Raw genomic sequence first — 17627 nt, forward strand, 5'->3', positions numbered from 1 at the left:
CTGATCGAGGTTGCGCAGTGCGCACCGTCGATCGCTGAAAGGGGCGCGGCATGCAGTATTCATTCGATCAGCTTCTGGACATGCTGCTGTCCCTGCTGGAGGCTGCGCCCGCCTGTTCCTCGCGCGAACAGTCCTTCGAGCAGCTGCGCACGCTGTGGCTTCAGACCCACACCTATTTCGCGGCCCCCGAGACCGAGCTGCGCCGCCTCGCCGGACGCAGGCTGGTCGAACTCCACGGCTGGAAGGATCTGGACAAGGACCCCTGCTACCTGGACCACGATCCCGGCAACGGCAGCGCCCTGCGCATCTACCTGCACCGCGATGGTGGCATGGTGATACAGCGCCTGCAGGGCGATGGCCGGCAGATCCTGTTCTCGCGCCTGGGCGTGCAGTTGCAGCCTGCTAGCTGAGCCTGCGCCCGGCTTGCGGGGCCAGTTGCTCCGGGGAAGACACGGCCCGGCCCTTGCGCTCCAGCAGCCACAGCACGGCCAGCGCCGTGACCACCGCCAGCCCCGCCAGCAGCAGCAACAGATCGTGGAAGGCCGCGCCGTACACCTGCGCCAGCAATCCGTCCTGCCCCGGCAGCACCTGGGCGGCACGCGCCAGATCGGCCTGGGCAAGCTGCCCGGCCATCTCGCGCCGCAGGCCTGCATCGAGCGACAGCCCGCCAAGCCGCCCCTCCACCAGCACCGCCAGCACGGCGCCCGCCACGGCCAGGGCCACGCCGTCCGCCGAGATGCGCACGGTGTTGAAGATGCCCGTGGCCATGCCCACGCGGTCTGGCGCCACGGTGCTCACGGCCAGCCCGTCCATCAGGCCCCAGGGCAGGCCAATGCCGGTGCCTATCAGCAGCAAGGGCAGCGCCAACGCCGGACCGGCGCCCTGCCCGAAGGCACCGGCCAGCCACCACAGGCCCGCCGCGGCCAGCAGCAGACCGGCCGCCGACAGCCGGCCGGGGCTGATCCAGCGCGACAGCAGGCCCACCAGCAGGGCCGCCAGCAGCGGCACCACCAGCAAGGGCGCCGCCAGCCAGCCCATCATGCGGCCCGCCGCCAGCGGGCTGAGGCCCTCCACGCCGATGAAGCGCCCGGGCAGCATGACCACCAGAGAGATGAACAGAAACGCCGGTGACGCCGCCAGCAACTGCACGCCCAGAAAGCGCGGCTGCGAGAACAGCGACAGATCCAGCAACGGACGGGCCACGCGCCGCTGCACCGCCACGAAGACCACGAGCAGCACGGCGGACAGCGCCAGCGGCCCCAGCACCTCGGCATGGAGCCAGCCGCGCTCGGGCACCATCAGCACGCCGTAGGTGAAGCCGCCCAGGGCCAGGGTGAACAGGGCTGCGCCCAGCCAGTCGGGCCGGTCGGCAGACACGGCTTCATCGCGCCGCGCGCTGGCCATCACCATGGGCAGGCCGAGCAGCGCCACCAGCCCCGTCCCATGGAACACCCAGCGCCAGCCCAGGCTGTCCACCATCAAGCCCGACACCCAGGGGCCGAAGGCCAGGCCCAGGCCAAAGGTCGTGCCCAGCAGGCTGAAGGCCCGCATGCGCGCTGCGCCCTCGAACAGCGGCGCCAGCGAAGACATGGCCGCCGCAAAGGCCACCGCCCCGCCCAGCCCCTGCAGCAGGCGCAGCCCATCGGCCCAGCGCAGATCGGTTGCCAGGCCCACGCCAAAGCTCAGCAGGCCGAACCAGGCCAGCCCCAGCAGCCACAGGCGGCGCCGGCCATGGATGTCGGTCAGGCTGCCGGCCACCATCATGGCGCTGCCGTAGCTCAGGATGTAGGCATTCATGATCCAGCCCAGCTGGGAGGGCGTGCCGCCCAGCTCGGCATGGATGGAAGGCAGGGCCACGGCCGGGCCCGTGAAGCTCAGGGGAATCAGCAGCCCCGTCAGGCAGACGGCCAGCAGTTGCAGCCATTTGAGGGGGCTGCCGCGAGAGAGGGAAGACATGGTTTGTGCGCCATTTCAAGAAACGACCGCCAGCGTAGGCCCGCCTTCATCTGAGACAATCCATCTTCATTTCCGAACACTTGAGACACCCGAGTCTCAAATCATCTTCTTCATTCACCTCTTCACACAGCGCATGGAAATAGACAGCCTGGGCAGCATCGGCCTGTTTGTGCGCGTGGCCGAGCGGCTGGGCTTTTCTGCCGTGGCGCGCGAGCTGGGGCTGTCGCCCTCGGCCGTGGGCAAGGCCGTGGCGCGGCTGGAGGAGCGCCTGGGCGTGCGCCTGTTCAACCGCAGCACGCGCACACTGGCACTGACGGCCGAGGGCGAACGCTTTCTGGAGCGCTGCCGGCGCATCCTCTGCGAGGTCGAGGCCGCCCAGCAGGAACTGCGCCATGCGGGCGAGCGGCCCCAGGGCCGGCTCAAGGTCAGCCTGCCACGCCACTGCGGTTTGTTCGAGCAGGCGCTCTCGGACTTCCTGCTGGAGTACCCCGAGGTCGAACTGGACCTGAACTTCTCGGACCATCTGGTCGATGTGATCGGCGACGGCTTTGACGTGGCCATACGCGCCGCGCCGCTGCAGGACTCGGGCCTCAAGCACCGGCGGCTGGGCGGCTTCCGGCGCGTGCTGGTGGGCTCGCCCGCCTATTTCCAGCGCCATGGCAGGCCGGCGCAACCTGCCGACCTGGCCCGCCACCAATGCCTGCACTACCGCTATCCGGCCACCGGCCGGCTGGAGCGCTGGCCCTTGGGAAATGACGACGACACCGCCCCGCCCGCGCTGCCCTCCAGCGTGGTCTGCAACAGCGTGGAGATGCGCATCTTCCTGGCGCTGCGCGGCCAGGGCATTGCCTGCCTGCCGGATTTCACCGTGGCCCGCCAGCTGGAGCAGGGCCTGCTGCAGACCGTGCTCGACCCGTTCACCGCCAACGCCCAGGGCACGGTATGGATGGTCTGGCCCCCGGGCCGCGACCTCTCGCCCAAGGTCAGGGCCTTTCTCGAATTCATGGCGCACAGGCTGTTTGCCTGAACCGGGTCAGCGCATCCGCTCAGCCCCGCAGTTGCGAGACGGCCCAGGCCGCGATGAACAGGCCCAGGCCGAACACCGTGTGCGCCATCAGGCTGCGCAGCCGCGCCACGGTGGGCTTGGGTGTCTTGCGGGCAAACAGCCCCGCCCCCATGCACGGCTGCAGCGCCAGGAAGGGTACGGCCACGGTGAACACGCCCCAGGCCAGGGCCGGCCACAGCGTGGGCGCCCGGGCCCAGCCCTCACCCGCCAGGGCCAGCAGGGCTGCCGCAAAGGCCACGCCGATCGCATAGTGCGCCACCCAGCCCAGGGCCTTCTCACCCGCCACCGGCGCGGACCGGCCGATACCGGCATGCACCAGCCGGCCGCGCGGCAGATGGCCCAGCCAGCGGCCCACCATGGCGTAGTCCAGCGAAGGCACGCCCCACAGACGCTGCAGCAGCAGCGCCCACACATCCATCACCAAGGTCGCGCCTGCGCCCGTCAGCACGGCGCGCAGCAGGAATTCCGGCACATCCAGCATGTCTCTTCACTCTCTTGCAGGTTTGCAGCGGCCTCCTTGGATGCCACCGCATGCACAATGAACAATACATTCAATTAATTGATTGAATGTTTGTGCGATGCTAGGCTATCCCCCATGAATCCGTCAAGCAGCCCTGTACCGATCGAGGCCTTCCCCGACCTGGCCGACCTGGCGCGCACCCTGGGCCATGCCCACCGCCTCGCCTTGCTGAGCCATGCGGCCGAAGGCGAGCAGCCCGTGGAGCGCCTGGCCGAGCTGTGCGGGCTGTCCGTGGCCAACACCTCCCAGCACCTGCAGCACCTCAAGCGCGCGGGCATGGTGCTCACACGGCGCGAGGGCAAGCATGTGCTGTACCGGCTGGGCGACGGGCCCATCACCGGCATCATCGATGCGCTGCACAACTATCTGCAATTCCGCCACGCCGAGATCCGCGCCGTGGTCTCCGACAGCCTGCGCCAGCGTGACCGCCTGCAAGCCGTTGCGCTGGACGAGCTGCTGCAGCGCATGCAGATGGACGACACCATCGTGCTGGACGTGCGTCCTCCAGCGGAATTCGCCCAGGGCCACCTGCCCGGGGCCGTCAACATTCCCCTGGAAGCGCTGGAAGGCGAGCTGGACGCGCTGCCGCCCGACAAGGACATCGTGGCCTATTGCGGGGGCCAGTACTGCGTGCTCTCGGCCAATGCCGTCACGGCGCTGCGCGCCAGCGGCCGGGAGGCGCGGCGCTTCGAGGCAGGCTTCACCGGCTGGCAACAGGCCGGCCTGCGCGTGGAGGCCGGCGCCTAGCGCAGCAGCCGCGCCAGCCCTTGCTCGAACCGGCCATGCAAGGCCTGCGCGCCCTCGCCCGACAGGGCCAGCGCCAGCGCATGGCCATGGGTGTAATCGATCAGCAAGTCCAGCAGCACGGCGGCATCGCCATCGCTGGACTCGCACTGCTGCACCTCGCCGCGCAGCCGCTGCGTGAAGGCGGCCAGCGACTCGGTGAACAGGGCCGGGTCGCCCAGAATGCACACCGTCAGCGCCGGATGGCGGCGCACGCGCTCCATGTAGCCCGCCAGCAGCGCCTGCACACGCTGCGCCGGCGCAAGTCCGGGCTGCGGTTCGGCCAGCGGCTGGCCATGCACGCGCTCCACCAGGCTGCGCATCAATTCCTGCTGGTCGCCCACATGGTGGATCACCGACATGGGCGTAATGCCCAGCTGCCGCGCCAGCGGCCGCAGGCCAAAGCCCTGCGCGCCCACGGCCTCCAGCAAGGCCAGCCCGGCATCCAGCACCTGATCACGGCTGAGCGAACGCCCTGCCGAGGGGCGCCCGCGCCGTGCAGCCTGTGCAGACGGTACAGCCTGCTCACTCATCGCCGCCCCCGTTGCGCACCATGACCCGGCCGCCCGCCTCCACCCGGTAGCGCGTGCTGACCATGCCGCTGGGATAGGCCTGGGAGGCCAGGCACGTCAACCGCAGATCGCAGCCAATATCGCCAAACAGCGGCCGCCCCGCGCCGATCAGCACGGGCACGCGGGTGATCGTCATCTCGCCAATCTCGCCGGCCGCCAGAAACGCGCGGATCACGGCGCCGCCGTCGATATAGGCGCTGCTCCAGCCCTCGGCCCGCAGCTCGGCCACCAGTTGGGCAGGCTGGGCTGACGTGATGCGCAACTTGCCGCGCAGGTGGGCAGGCACATCGCTCGCGCCCAGCGTGCGGCTCATCACCACCACGGGTTTCTCAAACGGCCAGCCGTCGAAGCCCAGCACGCTTTCATAGGTGGAGCGGCCCATGACGATGCCATCCACCGTCTTCATGAAGGCCGCGTAGCCATAGTCCTCGCCACCATCGCCCCCGGCCGGCAGCCAGTCCAGCGAACCATCGGGCCGGGCAATAAAACCATCCACCGAAGTGGCGATGAAGACCTTGCCGAATGCATTGCCGAACGCATTGCCGTGTGCTTTTGCGGGTGTCCTGTCGGGTGCCATGGCAGTCTCTCCATCCAATTAAACATACATCGTATGATAATTAATCTGCGGCACCCTGGCTACCGATGGCCGTGCTCAGGCATAGGCCAGGATGTCGGCCAGCGGCCTGCGCGCCTTCTGGGGGCGTGGCGTGCCTGCCGCGTGGCCCACGGCGACCAGCATCACGGGCAGTTCGTGGGCCTGCAGGCCAAAGCCCGCTGCCAGCAGTTCCGCATCGAATCCCACCATGGGGCAGCTGGCCAGCGCCAGGCCCTGGGCGGACAGCATCAGCGTCATGGCCGCCAGCGAGGCCGAGCGCACAGCCTCATCGCGCTGCAGCTGCAGGTTGTCCGCGTGCGCGGCCTGGGCCTGGGCTACCCAGCCATCGGCCGTGCGCTGGCTCATCAGCCCGCCGTCCACGCTGGGCTGCAAGAACTCCGCCAGCCGCGCATGCGCGGCCAGCGTGCCGCAGACGATGAAGACGGCAGAGGCGTCCTCCACCTTCTGCTGCCCATAGGCGGCGGCCTTCAGGCGCGCCTTGGCCTCGGGTGTGCGCACGGCAATGAAGCGCCAGTTCTGCAGGTTGTAGGCCGACGGGGACAGCGAGGCCTGGGCCACAAGCGCGGCCAGCGTCTCATCGGCCAACGGGCAGCCCGGCTCGAAACGGTCTGCGGAAATGCGCGAAGCGATGGCCTGCCCGATGGGCATGGAGGAAAGTGCGGAAGAAGTCATGTGAAACGCTCGGTGGGAAAAAGAGAAAGAACTCAGTGCAAAAACTCAGGCGCCGCGCGAAGCAGACCACTGCACCGCCAGCACGCTGGCCAGCACCACCAGCAGTCCCAGGAAGGACAGGCCCGTCATGGACTGCGACAGCAGCGCCCAGCCCAGGACCACGGCGGTGAGCGGGCTCAGCAGGCCCAGCGAAGACACGGCCACCGAAGGCAGTCGCCCGATGCCGCGAAACCACAGCACATAGGCCAGCAGCGCGCCGGCAAGACACAGGTAGGCATAGGCGCCCAGCTGGGTGGGCGACAGCGCGGGCAGCGGCGCATCCACCCACCAGGCCAGCGGCAGCAGCATCAGCCCGCCAAACAGCAGTTGCCAGCCCGTCAGCGCCAGCACCGGCAAGTCCACGCGCCAGCGCCGCGTGAGCCAGGTGCCGGCCGCCATGCACACCGCACCCGCCAATGCCGCCGCCATGCCCACAGGCTCGAACACCGTCTGCGGCGACAGCAGCAACACCGCCATGCCCGCAATGCCCGCCACGGCGGCCCACAACGTCAGCCGCGCGGGGACCCGCCCGTCCACGCCCCAGGCCAGCGCCATCACCAGCAGGGGCTGCACGGCACCCAGCACGGCCGCCAGCCCGCCCGGCAGCCGGTAGGCCGCCACAAACAACAGCGCCTGGAACACGCCGATGTTCAGCCCGCCCAGCACCAGCAGCCGCCACCAGCCCGAGCCCACGGGCAGCCGCCGCGTGAACAGCACCAGCAGCAGCCCGGCCGGCAGCACGCGGATCAGCGCAGCCGTGAACGGACGGTCTGGCGGCAGCAGTTCGGAAGTGACGATGTAGGTGGAGCCCCAGATGGCGGGCGCCAGCGCGGTCAGCAGGATGTCGCGCCAGGACAGGGCGGGGCTGGCCGAGGGTGAGGCGGAGGAGGATGGCGAGTAGGACATGGCATTTATCTTCAATTCAAGACAAATCCATTATGCACGACTTATCTTAAAATCAAGACAAATGCCGAAACCCACCCTCCCCCGCCTGCCCGACCGGGTAGACACCATCCTCGAACAATGGGCGCGCGAACGCCCCGACCTGGACGCCAGCCCCATGGGCCCCATCGGCCGTATCAAGCGCTGCGCCGCCCTGCTGGAGCAACGGCTGGAAGAGTGCTTTGCGCGCTTCGGCATGACCATGTGGGAATTCGACGTGCTGGCCACGCTGCGCCGCTCGGGCGCGCCCTTCTGCCTCACGCCCACGGCCCTGTTTTCCACGCTCATGGTCACCTCGGGCACCATGACCCACCGCATGAAAAGCCTGGAGACGCGCGGCCTGGTGCAGCGCCTGCCCAACCCGCAGGACGCGCGCAGCATGCTGGTGCAGCTCACCGACCAGGGGCTGGAGCTGATAGACCGCGCGGTGGAAGCGCACCTGGACAACGAGCGCGCCATGCTGGCGCCCATGCCCGTTGCCGAACTGGCCGCGCTGGACCAGCGGCTGTCCCAGCTGCTGCGCGTGCTGGAGGGCGGGCCTGACGAGGGCACTCGCCCTGCCCCCTGAACTGGCGTATATCCAGGTCATTGGGACTGGCGACGGTCGTGGTGCTCACGCCCTTCGTCATGACCCGGGAACGCTTTTGGCAAAAGAGGTGCTTCCCTTGAAGCACGTCGCAGGCACCCAGCCGCTTCTCGATACGCCATGGCAGGAATTGCTTACGCGCATGTCTCAAGACCTGCGCAACAGCCCGCATCCTGGACTCGGATGGGCAATGCCAGAAAATCCTGATCACGCAAGCGCGACCCACAGAAGACCATTGGCTTCCCCACAATCTGCTGCAAAAACCTTGGTGTCGAATTTTTGTAGCCAGATGTAATGATTTCACCAAAGATTTCCACTAAGATGTCCATTCCAACGGTGAAATGGCGATAACAGATTCTCAAACGACTTTGATACTCCCTCAACGCACCACACCATCTTGATAATGGTTTACTAATCTCCCGCCTTGGATACAAAAGGCTGCCACAGGCTGAATGCGCGCGATTTTCCATCGTCCAATGTTCAGGCTTTTTCCGGCTGATCCTTTACCGCACAATTTTCACACGAATGGCATGACGTCAGTTTACTCAGGCGGTAAACAGGCGGTTTAGCGAGTTATTCAATCTTTCAAACGGCACTGTGCAAAGCAGTCTCGCCGAGGCTTCGGCGTGGAATGGCCCTATGGCATCGGCACATAACAAATGGGAGACATACCATGGATAGATCGGAAATAGCTTTGGCAAATAGCGAATGCCATCTCGATGCTGCGCATCCAATAGCAGATGAAGTCATCGCGTCTGCGCTCACCGCGCGCGAAATCGATGTACTCGAAGCGATGGCCAAAGGCCTCGGCTGCAGGGACATTGCGCACACGCTGGGCATCAGCGAACACACGGTACGCAAGCACCGCAGCAATATGTGTACGCGGTTGGGCCTGCGCAATGCCGTAGAACTCGTCACGCATGCCAGGCGGCAAGGCTGGTTGAGCGCTGCCCGCTCACCGCTCCCTCTGTCTCCCCGCGAGCAGGAGGTGATGGTGCACGTGCTGGCGGGCCAGACCAGCAAGGAGATCGCACGTTCGCTTTACCTCAGCGACTTGACCGTGCGCAAGCATCGCGAAAACATTCTGCGCAAACTGGGCCTGACAAGCACCGCCCAATTGCAGACATTCGCGCCAACGGCAACTCGCAATGGCGGCAGCATCTGATATCCAGGCCAGCATGCATCGCCTGTCCGTGCTCACCGAATACGACATTGGAAGTATTCCATCCTCCTGATGCAATTGGGCATGATGAGTCCAACGAATATTTATGACGGCTTCAGCAGGCGCCAGTGCATTCCAGGTTTGCGCGGTTGATATGGAATATCCGCGCGAGCCTTGAAAGGCTGCAAAGGCTCATATCCCTTCACCTCTTCGTCTCTACGGTTAGCGTCCGTCGAGGCATCTTCCCGGCGCCCACGTGTCGGATTCCTGCACGCAACTCAAAGGAGTATCCCGCCATGAACCACTCTTCGCGGTCACCCCCTGCGATTTCTCCCAAGTACCCCATGCCTTAGGCCCAATACCGGGCAATCATTCTCATTGGCAAAGAAAAGCGTTCATGACTTCAAACCTCATGTCGCTCCCCATCCATTCAATTTCAGGAATTGCAAGCCATGTCAGATCAAGCCATGTTCAGCCAGTTGTACAACGCCCTTGTCGATAATCTCGGCACCCCGAATTTCCAGTTGCTTGGCACCCCCAAGGACTTCAGCTGGGGCACGGCTCCGACCGGGCAATGGGACCCGGCCGCCTATCAGATCGTCAGCGGCATGCCGCAGTGGTCCGCGATCGGCCAGTACGGCAGCCTCGATGCAACGCTCTTCGACGCCGTTCGTCAGATCTTCGGTCACGTGACATTCAAGGTCAGCCCCGAGCAGCAGGCCAATCAGACGGAGCTGGCCAACCTGTGCGTCCAGAAAAGCAATGCGATGGCCAAGGCCAACAGCGACATGAACCAGTTCTACCTGAGTTCAAAGCAGAACGGCGGCCTCATATTCGCAGCCCGCTACCCTGACATCAGCACGTGGATCAACAACGCGCCGGAGGCTGCTGCCTACATTACGACCATCCAGGCGGCCACCAACGCCTACAACCAGGCGGTCAAGATGAAGATGGAGCTGGAGCGGGCCAGCATGCCCAGCGATCTGCAGCGCGCCATCGACATGATGCAGATTCCGTCGGGCGACCCTGCCTCAAACAACGCACCGGCAGGCTGGACCAAGGTGCCGGATGGCTCGGGCATCCTGCGCTGGCAGCCGGACTTCCACATCGACACGACGGGCGCGGACTGGCGCGCAGCGCTCAGCAATGGCAGCGCAGGCGCGTTCTCGATCGCGATGAAATCTTCGCAATCGAGCAGCGACTTCAAGTCCTCGTTTGCCAAGGGCTCGACCAGCGTTGGCAACTTCTTCTGGAGCGTCAACGCATCGGGCGGCTGGAGCAAGTCGGACCTGTTCAACCAGGACTCGAGCTCGGCCGTGAAGATCAGCTGCGAGTCCTCCACGCGCGTGAAGGTGAATCCGGGCGACTGGTACCCCGGCGGCTTCATGAGCGAACTGGCCAAGGCACAGCAGGGGCCGAACGGCCAGGGCTACACCATCGTCGCCCCGTGGGTGGCAAACGGTGGCCCGGGGTCGAGCTCCCTGTTCGGCCCGAACGGCATCGTCGCGGCAAGGGTGTCCGAGCTGCTGGTCGTCTACAAGCCTTCGTTCGAGATCACGATGAGCGCCAACACCTATCAGCAAAACAAGCAGGCCTTCGAGGGCAGCGCGGGTGTGCGCATCGGGCCCTTCACCTTCGGTGGCACGGGCGGTCACCAGTCCGAGTACACCAAGAGCACCGCACAGGCCAATACCTTCAAGGGCAGCAGCACCTCGGTGAACCCGCAAATCATCGGCGTGATCGTCGACTTCCCGGGCATCCATTGACCTGAAGACCAGCGGGTGGGCGGGACGCCGTGGCGGGTCCCGCCCACCCCGCCCACCCCCGTCAACCGGAGACAGCGTTCATGAACGTGATCCATCAGTTCCTCGGCGGCTTGGCTGATCTGGTGCCTCCGCCCCCAAGGGCCCCAAGCGTATCGAGCGGGCCGAAAACCGGCATGGTGTTCAAGCGCTCGGCATCCATTTCGGCGCCGCTGGTGCGGGGGCAGATGCTGATGCCGGTGACCGCGTGGAACTGGCCGGATCCAGTGACCGGCACCATGGCCGATGCGCAGTTTCTCTTTGCAGATACGGTGCCCCAGTCCGCTGCCAATGGCGCGCTGTACCAAGCGTCGGGGCGCAGCTTTTCGCAGGGATACAAGACCTTTCTGCAGGTACTCGAAGCCTGCAAATTCCCCTATCAGTCGATGCTTGCAGGCGCCATGCAGAAGATGGCAACGCCTCCAGGCGAACCTGCATACTCGCCCACTCCGGTGGGATGGACCAAGGTGTACGAGACCGGCTACCTCCAGTGGAAACCGATCTGGACACTGCCCAAGAGTTCGTCGGAGTGGAGCGCAGCAGTGGCTGTCGGCACGATCGCAAACCCCGGCACCTTGCGCTTGAATCTCAACGACACATCTGGCGCAGGGCCGCAGGCTCCGGCGTCTCTGCAGGCCCTGGACGCTTCCGGCCGCGTCCTTGCGCTACCCGCCGCTTCACTGGAGACGGTCACGATCACCTCTGAATGCTGGGACCAAGTGCCGATCTACCCCGGCAGCTGGTACGACGCCTCGATGGTGGCGCTGGGTCGCGGCCTGGTGCCGGATGCGGGCGTATTCTTCGGGCCTGGCGGCCTGATGGCGTGCCGTGTGTCAACTTTCTACGTCGCGTTGAAACCCCGCTTCGACTTCACTGCCGCAGCGCCGATCCCCGCCTCGCTGCGCCAGACGCTGGATGAGGCTGACACCGTGCAGGCCATGGGGGTGACGGTTCAGCGCGCACGCGGAGACGGACAGCCAAACCAGGCCTTGCGCCTCGTGAACACGGAGCCTGCCCCCGTCATCGTGGCCGTGAGCCTCGAAACCTTGGCGTGATCCGTCACGTCCACGTCCACGTCCACGTCCACGTCCACGTCCACGTCACGTCACGTCACGTCACGTCACGTCACGTCAGACGATTGCATTGGGCACCCGAGGGCCGCAAGGCGCAGGCTGCTTGCCATGACGCAGCAAAGTGCTTGGTGGCCGAATGCGTGGCGGCCCCCACCCTATCGCAAACCTTCCGCCTGCAGCGACTGGCGCACGGCAGGCCGCTCCCGCATCCGCGCGTACCAGCCTGCAAGATGCTCCAGGCCATCAAAGCGAATGCTCGTCTTGTAGACCGACTCCAGCCACGGCGCCTGCCCCCACTGCGTGAGCGCGTACAGATAGGCATCGGCCACGGTGAAGCCATCGCCCATCAGGTAGCGCTTGCCGGCCAGTTGCGAATCCACCCAGGCATACCGCTGCTCCAGCTTGGGCTTGGCCGTCTCCACGCCGTACTTTCCCGCCAGCACGGCATACAGCAGCGGGATGAAGCCCTTGTGGATTTCCGAATTCAGGAAGGCCAGCCACTCCAGCAGCCGATAGCGCTCCAGGCTGCCCTGGGCCGGCGCCAGAAGCGCTGCAGGCCGCAGGTCCGCCAGGTACTGCAGGACGGCGGGCCCTTCCCGCAGCAGGCTGCCGTCGTCCAACTCCAGCAAGGGGACATAGCCGAACGGGCTGAGCGCACGGAAGTCCCTGCCGTCTTCCGTCTGGTGGGTCTTGTGGTCCACCCGGACCAGTTGGAAATCAAGCCCCAGCTCGTTCAGGACAATGTGCGGCGCCAGCGAACAGGCGCCCGGCAGGTAATACAGCTTCATGGAATTTCTCTGGTGATGGAACAAGGGGCCTGCGCATTCAGGCACAGCCCCTGGCCAATGTCATGCACCAGGGATAAATCTGGAAGAAGGCAATAAAACTGCCCATAGGTTAAAAAAATATACCTGCCGCCTGCCTATGATGAATGTGCTATGAAATCCAACATCTCCGGCTGCTCCGTGGAAGAAGCCATGCGCCTGCTGGGCGGCCGCTGGAGGCTGCTCATCGCCTCCTACCTCATCGACGGCCCCCGGCGCTTCAACGACCTGCGCCGCGACATGCCCGGCATCTCCCAACGCTCCCTCACCCTGGACCTTCGCGCGCTGGAGGAAGCGGGCCTGGTCAAGCGCACGGTCTACCCCACGGCGCCGATCAAGGTGGAGTACGAGCTGACCCAGGATGGGGAGCGGCTCAAGCCCGTGGTGGAAGTGATGAAGGAGTTTGGGCTGTGGGTGAAGGGGAAAGCGCCGGACTGACGAGAACTGCGCCGGCTGGTTGTCTCCATCCGCCCCCTGCTGACAGGCAGGCCCCGCCGCCGCATGCACGGTGATTTGAAGAACAACGACCATGACGAACAAGCCTTCCGAGCAGGCATCCCGCGCCGAGTACGCGCGACGGATCAATCGCGTGCTCAACTACATCGATGCCCACCTGGATCAGCCTCTGGATGGCGCACATCTGGCCGACATCGCCAATTTCTCGCGCTTTCACTTTCACCGAATTTTTGCGGCATGGATGGGAGAAACGCTGGGCAGCTATGCGCAGCGCCGACGGCTGGAGAAGGCGGCGTTCCGGCTGTCCTGCGGCAGCAAGGAAACCGTGCTTGAAACCGCCTTGGCCACCGGCTTCCAATCGGGCGAAGCATTTGCGCGAGCCTTCAAGCTCAAGTTTGGCTGCACGCCATCGGCCTGGCGCTCCACCACGCTTGAGCGACTGAAAACCCAGGCGGCCGCCATCGGACAGCCGCCAGGCAGCCAGGAGAGCAATCCTGATCAGGTCTTCGGCAATTTCCATCAGACAGACCCACGCGCGTTCGGCGAACCTCAGGGCTCTTGTCACCTGAAGGAAGAAATCGCCATGGACGTCCGCATCATTGATCTACCCAAAGCACATGTCGCCTATCAACGCTTGATCGGCCCCTATGGGCCAGCCATAGGCCAATTCTGGCGAGGCACCATTGCGCCGTGGATGCACTCACATGGCCTCAGCGACCAAACGTGCTACGGCATAGGTTATGACGACCCCTCTCTCACGCCCGCCAGCAAATGCCGCTATGACGCATGCGTGGAAGTCCCCGCGCATTTCGTCGCCAGCGGCCAGGTGGACACCCAAGCCCTGCCGGGCGGCCGCTACGCCGTGGCAAGGTTCAAAGGAAAACCCGAGGGCTTGGCCAATGCCTGGATGTGGCTGACGCGCGAATGGATGCCGTCCAGCGGAATGCAATGCGACGACCGGCCTTGCTTTGAGATGTTTTCTGCGGTCACCACCATTGATGCCAACACCGGTGAGTTCTGCTGCGACATCTGCATTCCGGTGCGGGCGCTGTAAAGCGGCTCAAGCTGGGTGAGGTTTGACGACGGCTTTGGGTTGGGCGATTGAACCCGCTACCCGCTGCAGTCGTTCGGCCTTAGCCGTCAGGTGTCGGCTTTGCAGCGGTTGCCGGCGCTGATACCAAAACGGCGAGCGAACGGTCTGCGCCAGTTTGCTGTCGCTTAAGCCTCCGTGGATCGAACGACTCGCTGGAAGGGCCTACGGACAATCCCGTCTTCGTCGTTCGAGGGCTGTCTCGGGCAGCAAGGGATCGACTTCGCGCAAGGTCGCTCTCCAAATCGTGTTGAACGCGAAAACAGTGGCGGAGATCGGCCCCGCGTCGAATCCAATGTTGGAGTGCGTCGCGATCGCCGCAACTATGGGTGACCGTGCTTTGGCAATCGCATCGCGGCTACACGGCAACTCTTCCTGCGTTGCTACGACCTTACCTGCCTTTGAGAAATTCAGACAGCAACACCCATATGAAGGGTCGTTGGCTTTTCGTGGCCAGGATCTCAAAATGATCCATGATGGCTTCCACGCCGTCCTGTGTATCCATGGCCATCTTGAGACAGGAAATACGGATGTCGGCCTTCCCATTGCCATCCATGACCGCAGTGAAGATGGTGCCGCCTACGCTGCCGCAGACGACATTCAACCTCGTCTTCAATCCTTCGGATCTCTGAAGATCAATGCCAGGACGGACTATCAGAGTGACTGTTGTTTCTTCTGTTGCCATGCTGTGTCCTCGTCGGAATGGCTTCAACCGTCGCTGCACGCGCCTTCCGTAGTTGTGAAGGCGTGGGGAGTCCGCGCTATTAAGGTGTTCAGTATTTGTTGCCCACGTACGTTGAATCCCAGGCTTCGGGAATCACCAGGCCGTCGCCCACGGTGAAGTTCTTGCCACCATCCTGGAGCCCGAACGTGCTCTTTGCCCACAGGCCCAGCGTTTGCCAGATCAACGACCCTGGATCGGATTGGCGATCCTTACTCGACTGCCGATGAGGGTGGACCGTCTTGATGGCGCCATTCTGGGCCGCGACCGAATCGATGATCCACCTGATCGTCGTCTGGACAGCTATCGTCTGCGCTTTCGGGAGATTCATGGGCAAGCGCTTGGGGTTCGAGCCGCCAGGTTGCCAGAGTGTCTCCGGCTTCCCCTCTATCCCAGCAAACCAGCCGTCGATCTCGATGCCGACGCTGATCTTGTTGAGGTTTCCTGCATGGTTGCAAACCTCAGTCAGCGCATATAGCTGGTAGATCTTTCCCCCGCGCGTGACGCCGAAATGAATGGGCACGTTGTGCCAGGCTTCTGCCGTTTCCCCGATCTTGGCGGCCGTCTGGTGCAGCACGATCGCGGTGATCGCGGACCAAGGCCTGAACGGATTGGACTTGGAACGCCCTGAGTGTGGGTGCTTGAGTTCTTCGTTAATGATCTCGCTGGGAGCCGGACTCGTGCTCAAGGAGTTGAAGGCCTTGTCCAGTGCGGCTGCTCCGGCCACGGTGACCGATTTGGGGAGATCATCGGTTGGTGCAAGCAACCCTGCTTCGATCATGAAAGCGGCATACGCAGTCAGCGTTTCATCCCCAAGATCTGCATCAGCGCCGAAACGAGGCAGAGCATAGCCGAGCGCTAAAAGCTGCTTCTGAATGTTCTCGACCGCAGGCCCCTTGGAGCCGCTCTTCAGTGCACTCAAAATTGCCATGGCAGTTCCTTTTTCCCAGAGTAGTCGCGGAGAGACCAGTAGCGCGTTGGCGCCTCATTGGTCCGTACGGTCACTGGATGGCGTCCTCCCCGGTCACCACTAAGGTGTCACCGTTGGCAAAGTAGAAGTCCCCTGGTATTAGCTGCTGCGCTCGTTCTTCGATCTGTTCGAGCGTCAGCGCGTTTGGGTTGGCTTCCAGCTGGGTTAAGACCTCTTGCATGGCTGGAGCCAATGCCGGCAAGCTGTAGTCGGCAGGCCGGGTCCGAAACCCCGTGTCGCCTGTGACCGACTTCATCGCGTTGATGCAGTTCTTCCCACAGGCGTTGCCGGCGATGAGCCTGATCCATTTGGGCCCGCCAACCAACACCGCCAAGTACATGGTCTTGGCCTTCGCTTGGGAAACACCCTGGTCCAGCAGTGCATCGTAGAGCACCCGATGCGTCATCCTCCACGAGCGGACGTGACGGTCGCAGTAGTGATCGTGGATCACAGCTGCCTTGATGAACCTTGTCTCAAAGGGACTCCCGATGAACGGCTGGAAGACTCCCGGGATTGAGGCACCGTCCGTCTTGAGCCCCGCCTTCGCCTCCCAGACCGTTCCAGATGCATCTTTGAAACGCAGAGCCTCCTTGATGATGCATTCCCCAGCGGCCTCGCATCCCTTCGGCCAGAGCACCAAATCGCCACTGAATTGGGCTGGCGCCAACGTAGGAGTGAGCAGCGCGGCAGCCGTTGCCAGCGTCCGAAACCACGATGGATTCATCTAAAACCTCCGAAAAGGAGTAGCTTGATGCCAAACGCTGGTGTGCAAAACACGAGCCGACGATGTGCCGCCAGCAACGGCGCATACATTTGCAGTAGTTTCTCGGCGGCAAATGCTTTGTGAGCAGTGCTGCGGATAGTACGGCATCTGCACGTCATTGGGCAATTGATGGCGCCGATGCCGATTTGAGCCATGTGCCAGAGAAGTGATGAGCGACTTCGCGCAAGCCGAAGGCCACGCCAGAGGTCGTGCGCTGCCTCATCTTCAAGGCTCAGATCCGCGCCTGCCACAGCAGCCGATCGCCTACAGCGCCGATAAGCTCCGGCATAAGCGGCTGATTCCGGGTAACGCGGACGAGCCACTTTCGGCGCAAAGCGCTAACTCGCCAACTGCGCGAGCAGCCGGTTGCACGATTTAGCGTTGAGTCGTCTCTGATTGACCTGTTCCAGGTGCACAGCGTACCGCCGCGCCTGTCGAGAGTCAGTGGCCTCTTTCGCAGGCGACGGTCGCTCAGTTCTGAAATCTCAAAGTCAGTAGTCAGCTTGCAGTCGTCGTTCGGTAGCGCACTGCGGCTGTCCGCCCCTGGCCGGATTCTGTCCGATGCTCAGGCTTCCCGCAGTTGCCCGGCAAGCACGACAAAGTTGCTGGTGCCAGCCGTGGATTCGACTCCCGAAGGCTTCGTCGTCGAAGCACTGACCAATGACCGGCCCGCCGCGTCAATCCACTCTGATTCGACCTCGCAAGCGATAGCGCCTGGCACCGGCAACTGGTCGACAGGTAAGGGGGCGGAACTCACGATGGCATCCTTCTCCACGAACCGATGCGTCCGACCTTGTGCGTCGACCAGGATGCATTCCACCAGGGGCGGATACGCGCTGTCGTCGACGAGACGTGTGATTTCAACGGAGATAACTTTCACGAATACCTACTTCTGCTGTTTGGGCGACCGTCTGCTGTTGGCCGAAGCCGGGCCTAGCTAATGGTGAGTACAGCACCGCAAAGCTGACCTTCGAGGCTGCACCTTGAGCGTCCGGTTAAGGAGAGGCATTCAAC

General features: G+C 64.0%; 20 protein-coding genes. 9 read left to right on the plus strand and 11 right to left on the minus strand.

Translation table 11 applies throughout. The annotated features are described in order from the left end of the window. The first annotated feature begins 50 nt into the window (after nt 1-50). Complete coding sequence (locus DA1_RS07975) at nt 51-410, plus strand: hypothetical protein (RefSeq protein WP_034392367.1); 360 nt, start codon at nt 51-53, stop codon at nt 408-410. Here the strand turns inward: DA1_RS07975 and DA1_RS07980 are convergent. Further along, nucleotides 403-1956: an MFS transporter gene (locus DA1_RS07980; protein WP_034392364.1), complete on the minus strand. Its 1554-nt coding sequence runs from the start codon at nt 1954-1956 to the stop codon at nt 403-405. The two genes, DA1_RS07975 and DA1_RS07980, sit on opposite strands and share 8 nt — an antisense overlap. Nucleotides 1957-2095: 139 nt before the next feature. Here DA1_RS07980 and DA1_RS07985 point away from each other — a divergent pair, with 139 nt between their 5' ends. Further along, nucleotides 2096-2983, plus strand: a complete 888-nt coding sequence (locus DA1_RS07985) for a LysR family transcriptional regulator (RefSeq protein WP_034398388.1) — start codon at nt 2096-2098, stop codon at nt 2981-2983. A 19-nt stretch (nt 2984-3002) separates the two neighbouring features. On the opposite strand, the gene DA1_RS07990 is transcribed toward DA1_RS07985, so the two are convergent. Continuing rightward, entirely contained in the window at nt 3003-3503 is a 501-nt protein-coding gene (locus DA1_RS07990; RefSeq protein ID WP_034392361.1) for a DUF2938 domain-containing protein, read from the minus strand. A 114-nt stretch (nt 3504-3617) separates the two neighbouring features. On the opposite strand from DA1_RS07990, the gene DA1_RS07995 reads away from it, so the two are divergent. Beyond that, complete coding sequence (locus tag DA1_RS07995) at nt 3618-4289, plus strand: ArsR/SmtB family transcription factor (RefSeq protein ID WP_034392359.1); 672 nt, start codon at nt 3618-3620, stop codon at nt 4287-4289. Here DA1_RS07995 and DA1_RS08000 read toward each other — a convergent pair. From DA1_RS08000 to DA1_RS08015, 4 genes are all read right to left on the minus strand, one after another. Then, nucleotides 4286-4858 (minus strand): TetR/AcrR family transcriptional regulator, encoded by a 573-nt coding sequence (locus DA1_RS08000; protein WP_034392356.1) that lies wholly within the window; start codon nt 4856-4858, stop codon nt 4286-4288. The genes DA1_RS07995 and DA1_RS08000 overlap by 4 nt on opposite strands. Continuing rightward, nucleotides 4851-5474 (minus strand): dihydrofolate reductase family protein, encoded by a 624-nt coding sequence (locus tag DA1_RS08005; RefSeq protein ID WP_034392353.1) that lies wholly within the window; start codon nt 5472-5474, stop codon nt 4851-4853. The genes DA1_RS08000 and DA1_RS08005 overlap by 8 nt, the downstream gene beginning before the upstream one ends. Nucleotides 5475-5549: 75 nt before the next feature. Continuing rightward, the gene (locus DA1_RS08010) at nt 5550-6185 is read right to left on the minus strand and encodes a nitroreductase family protein (protein ID WP_034392350.1); all 636 of its coding nucleotides are present in this window, start codon (nt 6183-6185) and stop codon (nt 5550-5552) included. A 45-nt stretch (nt 6186-6230) separates the two neighbouring features. Continuing rightward, the gene (locus DA1_RS08015; RefSeq protein WP_174549375.1) at nt 6231-7130 is read right to left on the minus strand and encodes an EamA family transporter; all 900 of its coding nucleotides are present in this window, start codon (nt 7128-7130) and stop codon (nt 6231-6233) included. A gap of 61 nt (nt 7131-7191) precedes the next feature. On the opposite strand from DA1_RS08015, the gene DA1_RS08020 reads away from it, so the two are divergent. From DA1_RS08020 to DA1_RS08035, 4 genes are all read left to right on the plus strand, one after another. Then, nucleotides 7192-7734, plus strand: coding sequence for a MarR family winged helix-turn-helix transcriptional regulator (locus DA1_RS08020; RefSeq protein ID WP_012204944.1), 543 nt, complete (start codon nt 7192-7194; stop codon nt 7732-7734). A 691-nt stretch (nt 7735-8425) separates the two neighbouring features. Continuing rightward, entirely contained in the window at nt 8426-8917 is a 492-nt protein-coding gene (locus DA1_RS08025) for a response regulator transcription factor (protein WP_034392348.1), read from the plus strand. 449 nt (nt 8918-9366) lie between these two features. Beyond that, entirely contained in the window at nt 9367-10680 is a 1314-nt protein-coding gene (locus DA1_RS08030; protein ID WP_034392346.1) for a hypothetical protein, read from the plus strand. Between the two features lie 80 nt (nt 10681-10760). Continuing rightward, complete coding sequence (locus tag DA1_RS08035; RefSeq protein ID WP_034392344.1) at nt 10761-11771, plus strand: hypothetical protein; 1011 nt, start codon at nt 10761-10763, stop codon at nt 11769-11771. A gap of 173 nt (nt 11772-11944) precedes the next feature. On the opposite strand, the gene gstA is transcribed toward DA1_RS08035, so the two are convergent. Continuing rightward, nucleotides 11945-12577, minus strand: a complete 633-nt coding sequence (gene gstA / locus DA1_RS08040; protein WP_034392343.1) for a glutathione transferase GstA — start codon at nt 12575-12577, stop codon at nt 11945-11947. A gap of 150 nt (nt 12578-12727) precedes the next feature. On the opposite strand from gstA, the gene DA1_RS08045 reads away from it, so the two are divergent. Together DA1_RS08045 and DA1_RS08050 are read left to right on the plus strand one after the other, a co-directional pair. Next, on the plus strand, nt 12728-13051 hold the full coding sequence (locus DA1_RS08045) for a winged helix-turn-helix transcriptional regulator (RefSeq protein WP_034367256.1): 324 nt from the start codon (nt 12728-12730) through the stop codon (nt 13049-13051). A 91-nt stretch (nt 13052-13142) separates the two neighbouring features. Continuing rightward, nucleotides 13143-14123, plus strand: a complete 981-nt coding sequence (locus DA1_RS08050; RefSeq protein WP_034392341.1) for an AraC family transcriptional regulator — start codon at nt 13143-13145, stop codon at nt 14121-14123. Nucleotides 14124-14550: 427 nt separating this feature from the next. Here the strand turns inward: DA1_RS08050 and DA1_RS08055 are convergent, their stop codons facing one another. The 4 genes from DA1_RS08055 to DA1_RS08070 form a co-directional block, all read right to left on the minus strand. Continuing rightward, the gene (locus DA1_RS08055) at nt 14551-14844 is read right to left on the minus strand and encodes a hypothetical protein (protein ID WP_155294206.1); all 294 of its coding nucleotides are present in this window, start codon (nt 14842-14844) and stop codon (nt 14551-14553) included. 88 nt (nt 14845-14932) lie between these two features. Then, nucleotides 14933-15811 carry a peptidoglycan recognition protein family protein gene (locus DA1_RS08060; protein ID WP_034392338.1) on the minus strand — a complete coding sequence of 293 codons (879 nt, stop codon included), beginning with the start codon at nt 15809-15811 and terminating at the stop codon, nt 14933-14935. Between the two features lie 70 nt (nt 15812-15881). Beyond that, on the minus strand, nt 15882-16574 hold the full coding sequence (locus DA1_RS08065) for a DUF1353 domain-containing protein (RefSeq protein ID WP_051940644.1): 693 nt from the start codon (nt 16572-16574) through the stop codon (nt 15882-15884). A 604-nt stretch (nt 16575-17178) separates the two neighbouring features. After that, nucleotides 17179-17493: a hypothetical protein gene (locus tag DA1_RS08070; RefSeq protein WP_034392335.1), complete on the minus strand. Its 315-nt coding sequence runs from the start codon at nt 17491-17493 to the stop codon at nt 17179-17181. Between the last annotated feature and the right edge of the window lie 134 nt (nt 17494-17627).

The sequence above is a fragment of the Delftia acidovorans NBRC 14950 genome (assembly GCF_001598795.1).
In the GTDB taxonomy this organism is placed as follows: domain Bacteria; phylum Pseudomonadota; class Gammaproteobacteria; order Burkholderiales; family Burkholderiaceae_C; genus Comamonas; species Comamonas acidovorans.

Bases quoted from the DNA above. Each gene is read 5' to 3' on its own strand.
- DA1_RS07975 (WP_034392367.1), top strand. From the start codon at position 51: ATGCAGTATTCATTCGATCAGCTTCTGGACATGCTGCTGTCCCTGCTG.
- DA1_RS08050 (WP_034392341.1), top strand. From the start codon at position 13,143: ATGACGAACAAGCCTTCCGAGCAGGCATCCCGCGCCGAGTACGCGCGA.
- DA1_RS07990 (WP_034392361.1), bottom strand. From the start codon at position 3,503: ATGCTGGATGTGCCGGAATTCCTGCTGCGCGCCGTGCTGACGGGCGCA.
- DA1_RS08015 (WP_174549375.1), bottom strand. From the start codon at position 7,130: ATGTCCTACTCGCCATCCTCCTCCGCCTCACCCTCGGCCAGCCCCGCC.
- DA1_RS08000 (WP_034392356.1), bottom strand. From the start codon at position 4,858: ATGAGTGAGCAGGCTGTACCGTCTGCACAGGCTGCACGGCGCGGGCGC.
- DA1_RS08060 (WP_034392338.1), bottom strand. From the start codon at position 15,811: ATGGCAATTTTGAGTGCACTGAAGAGCGGCTCCAAGGGGCCTGCGGTC.
- DA1_RS08055 (WP_155294206.1), bottom strand. From the start codon at position 14,844: ATGGCAACAGAAGAAACAACAGTCACTCTGATAGTCCGTCCTGGCATT.
- DA1_RS08020 (WP_012204944.1), top strand. From the start codon at position 7,192: ATGCCGAAACCCACCCTCCCCCGCCTGCCCGACCGGGTAGACACCATC.
- DA1_RS08035 (WP_034392344.1), top strand. From the start codon at position 10,761: ATGAACGTGATCCATCAGTTCCTCGGCGGCTTGGCTGATCTGGTGCCT.
- DA1_RS07980 (WP_034392364.1), bottom strand. From the start codon at position 1,956: ATGTCTTCCCTCTCTCGCGGCAGCCCCCTCAAATGGCTGCAACTGCTG.
- DA1_RS08045 (WP_034367256.1), top strand. From the start codon at position 12,728: ATGAAATCCAACATCTCCGGCTGCTCCGTGGAAGAAGCCATGCGCCTG.
- DA1_RS07995 (WP_034392359.1), top strand. From the start codon at position 3,618: ATGAATCCGTCAAGCAGCCCTGTACCGATCGAGGCCTTCCCCGACCTG.
- DA1_RS08010 (WP_034392350.1), bottom strand. From the start codon at position 6,185: ATGACTTCTTCCGCACTTTCCTCCATGCCCATCGGGCAGGCCATCGCT.
- DA1_RS08030 (WP_034392346.1), top strand. From the start codon at position 9,367: ATGTCAGATCAAGCCATGTTCAGCCAGTTGTACAACGCCCTTGTCGAT.
- gstA (WP_034392343.1), bottom strand. From the start codon at position 12,577: ATGAAGCTGTATTACCTGCCGGGCGCCTGTTCGCTGGCGCCGCACATT.
- DA1_RS08065 (WP_051940644.1), bottom strand. From the start codon at position 16,574: ATGAATCCATCGTGGTTTCGGACGCTGGCAACGGCTGCCGCGCTGCTC.
- DA1_RS08005 (WP_034392353.1), bottom strand. From the start codon at position 5,474: ATGGCACCCGACAGGACACCCGCAAAAGCACACGGCAATGCGTTCGGC.
- DA1_RS08025 (WP_034392348.1), top strand. From the start codon at position 8,426: ATGGATAGATCGGAAATAGCTTTGGCAAATAGCGAATGCCATCTCGAT.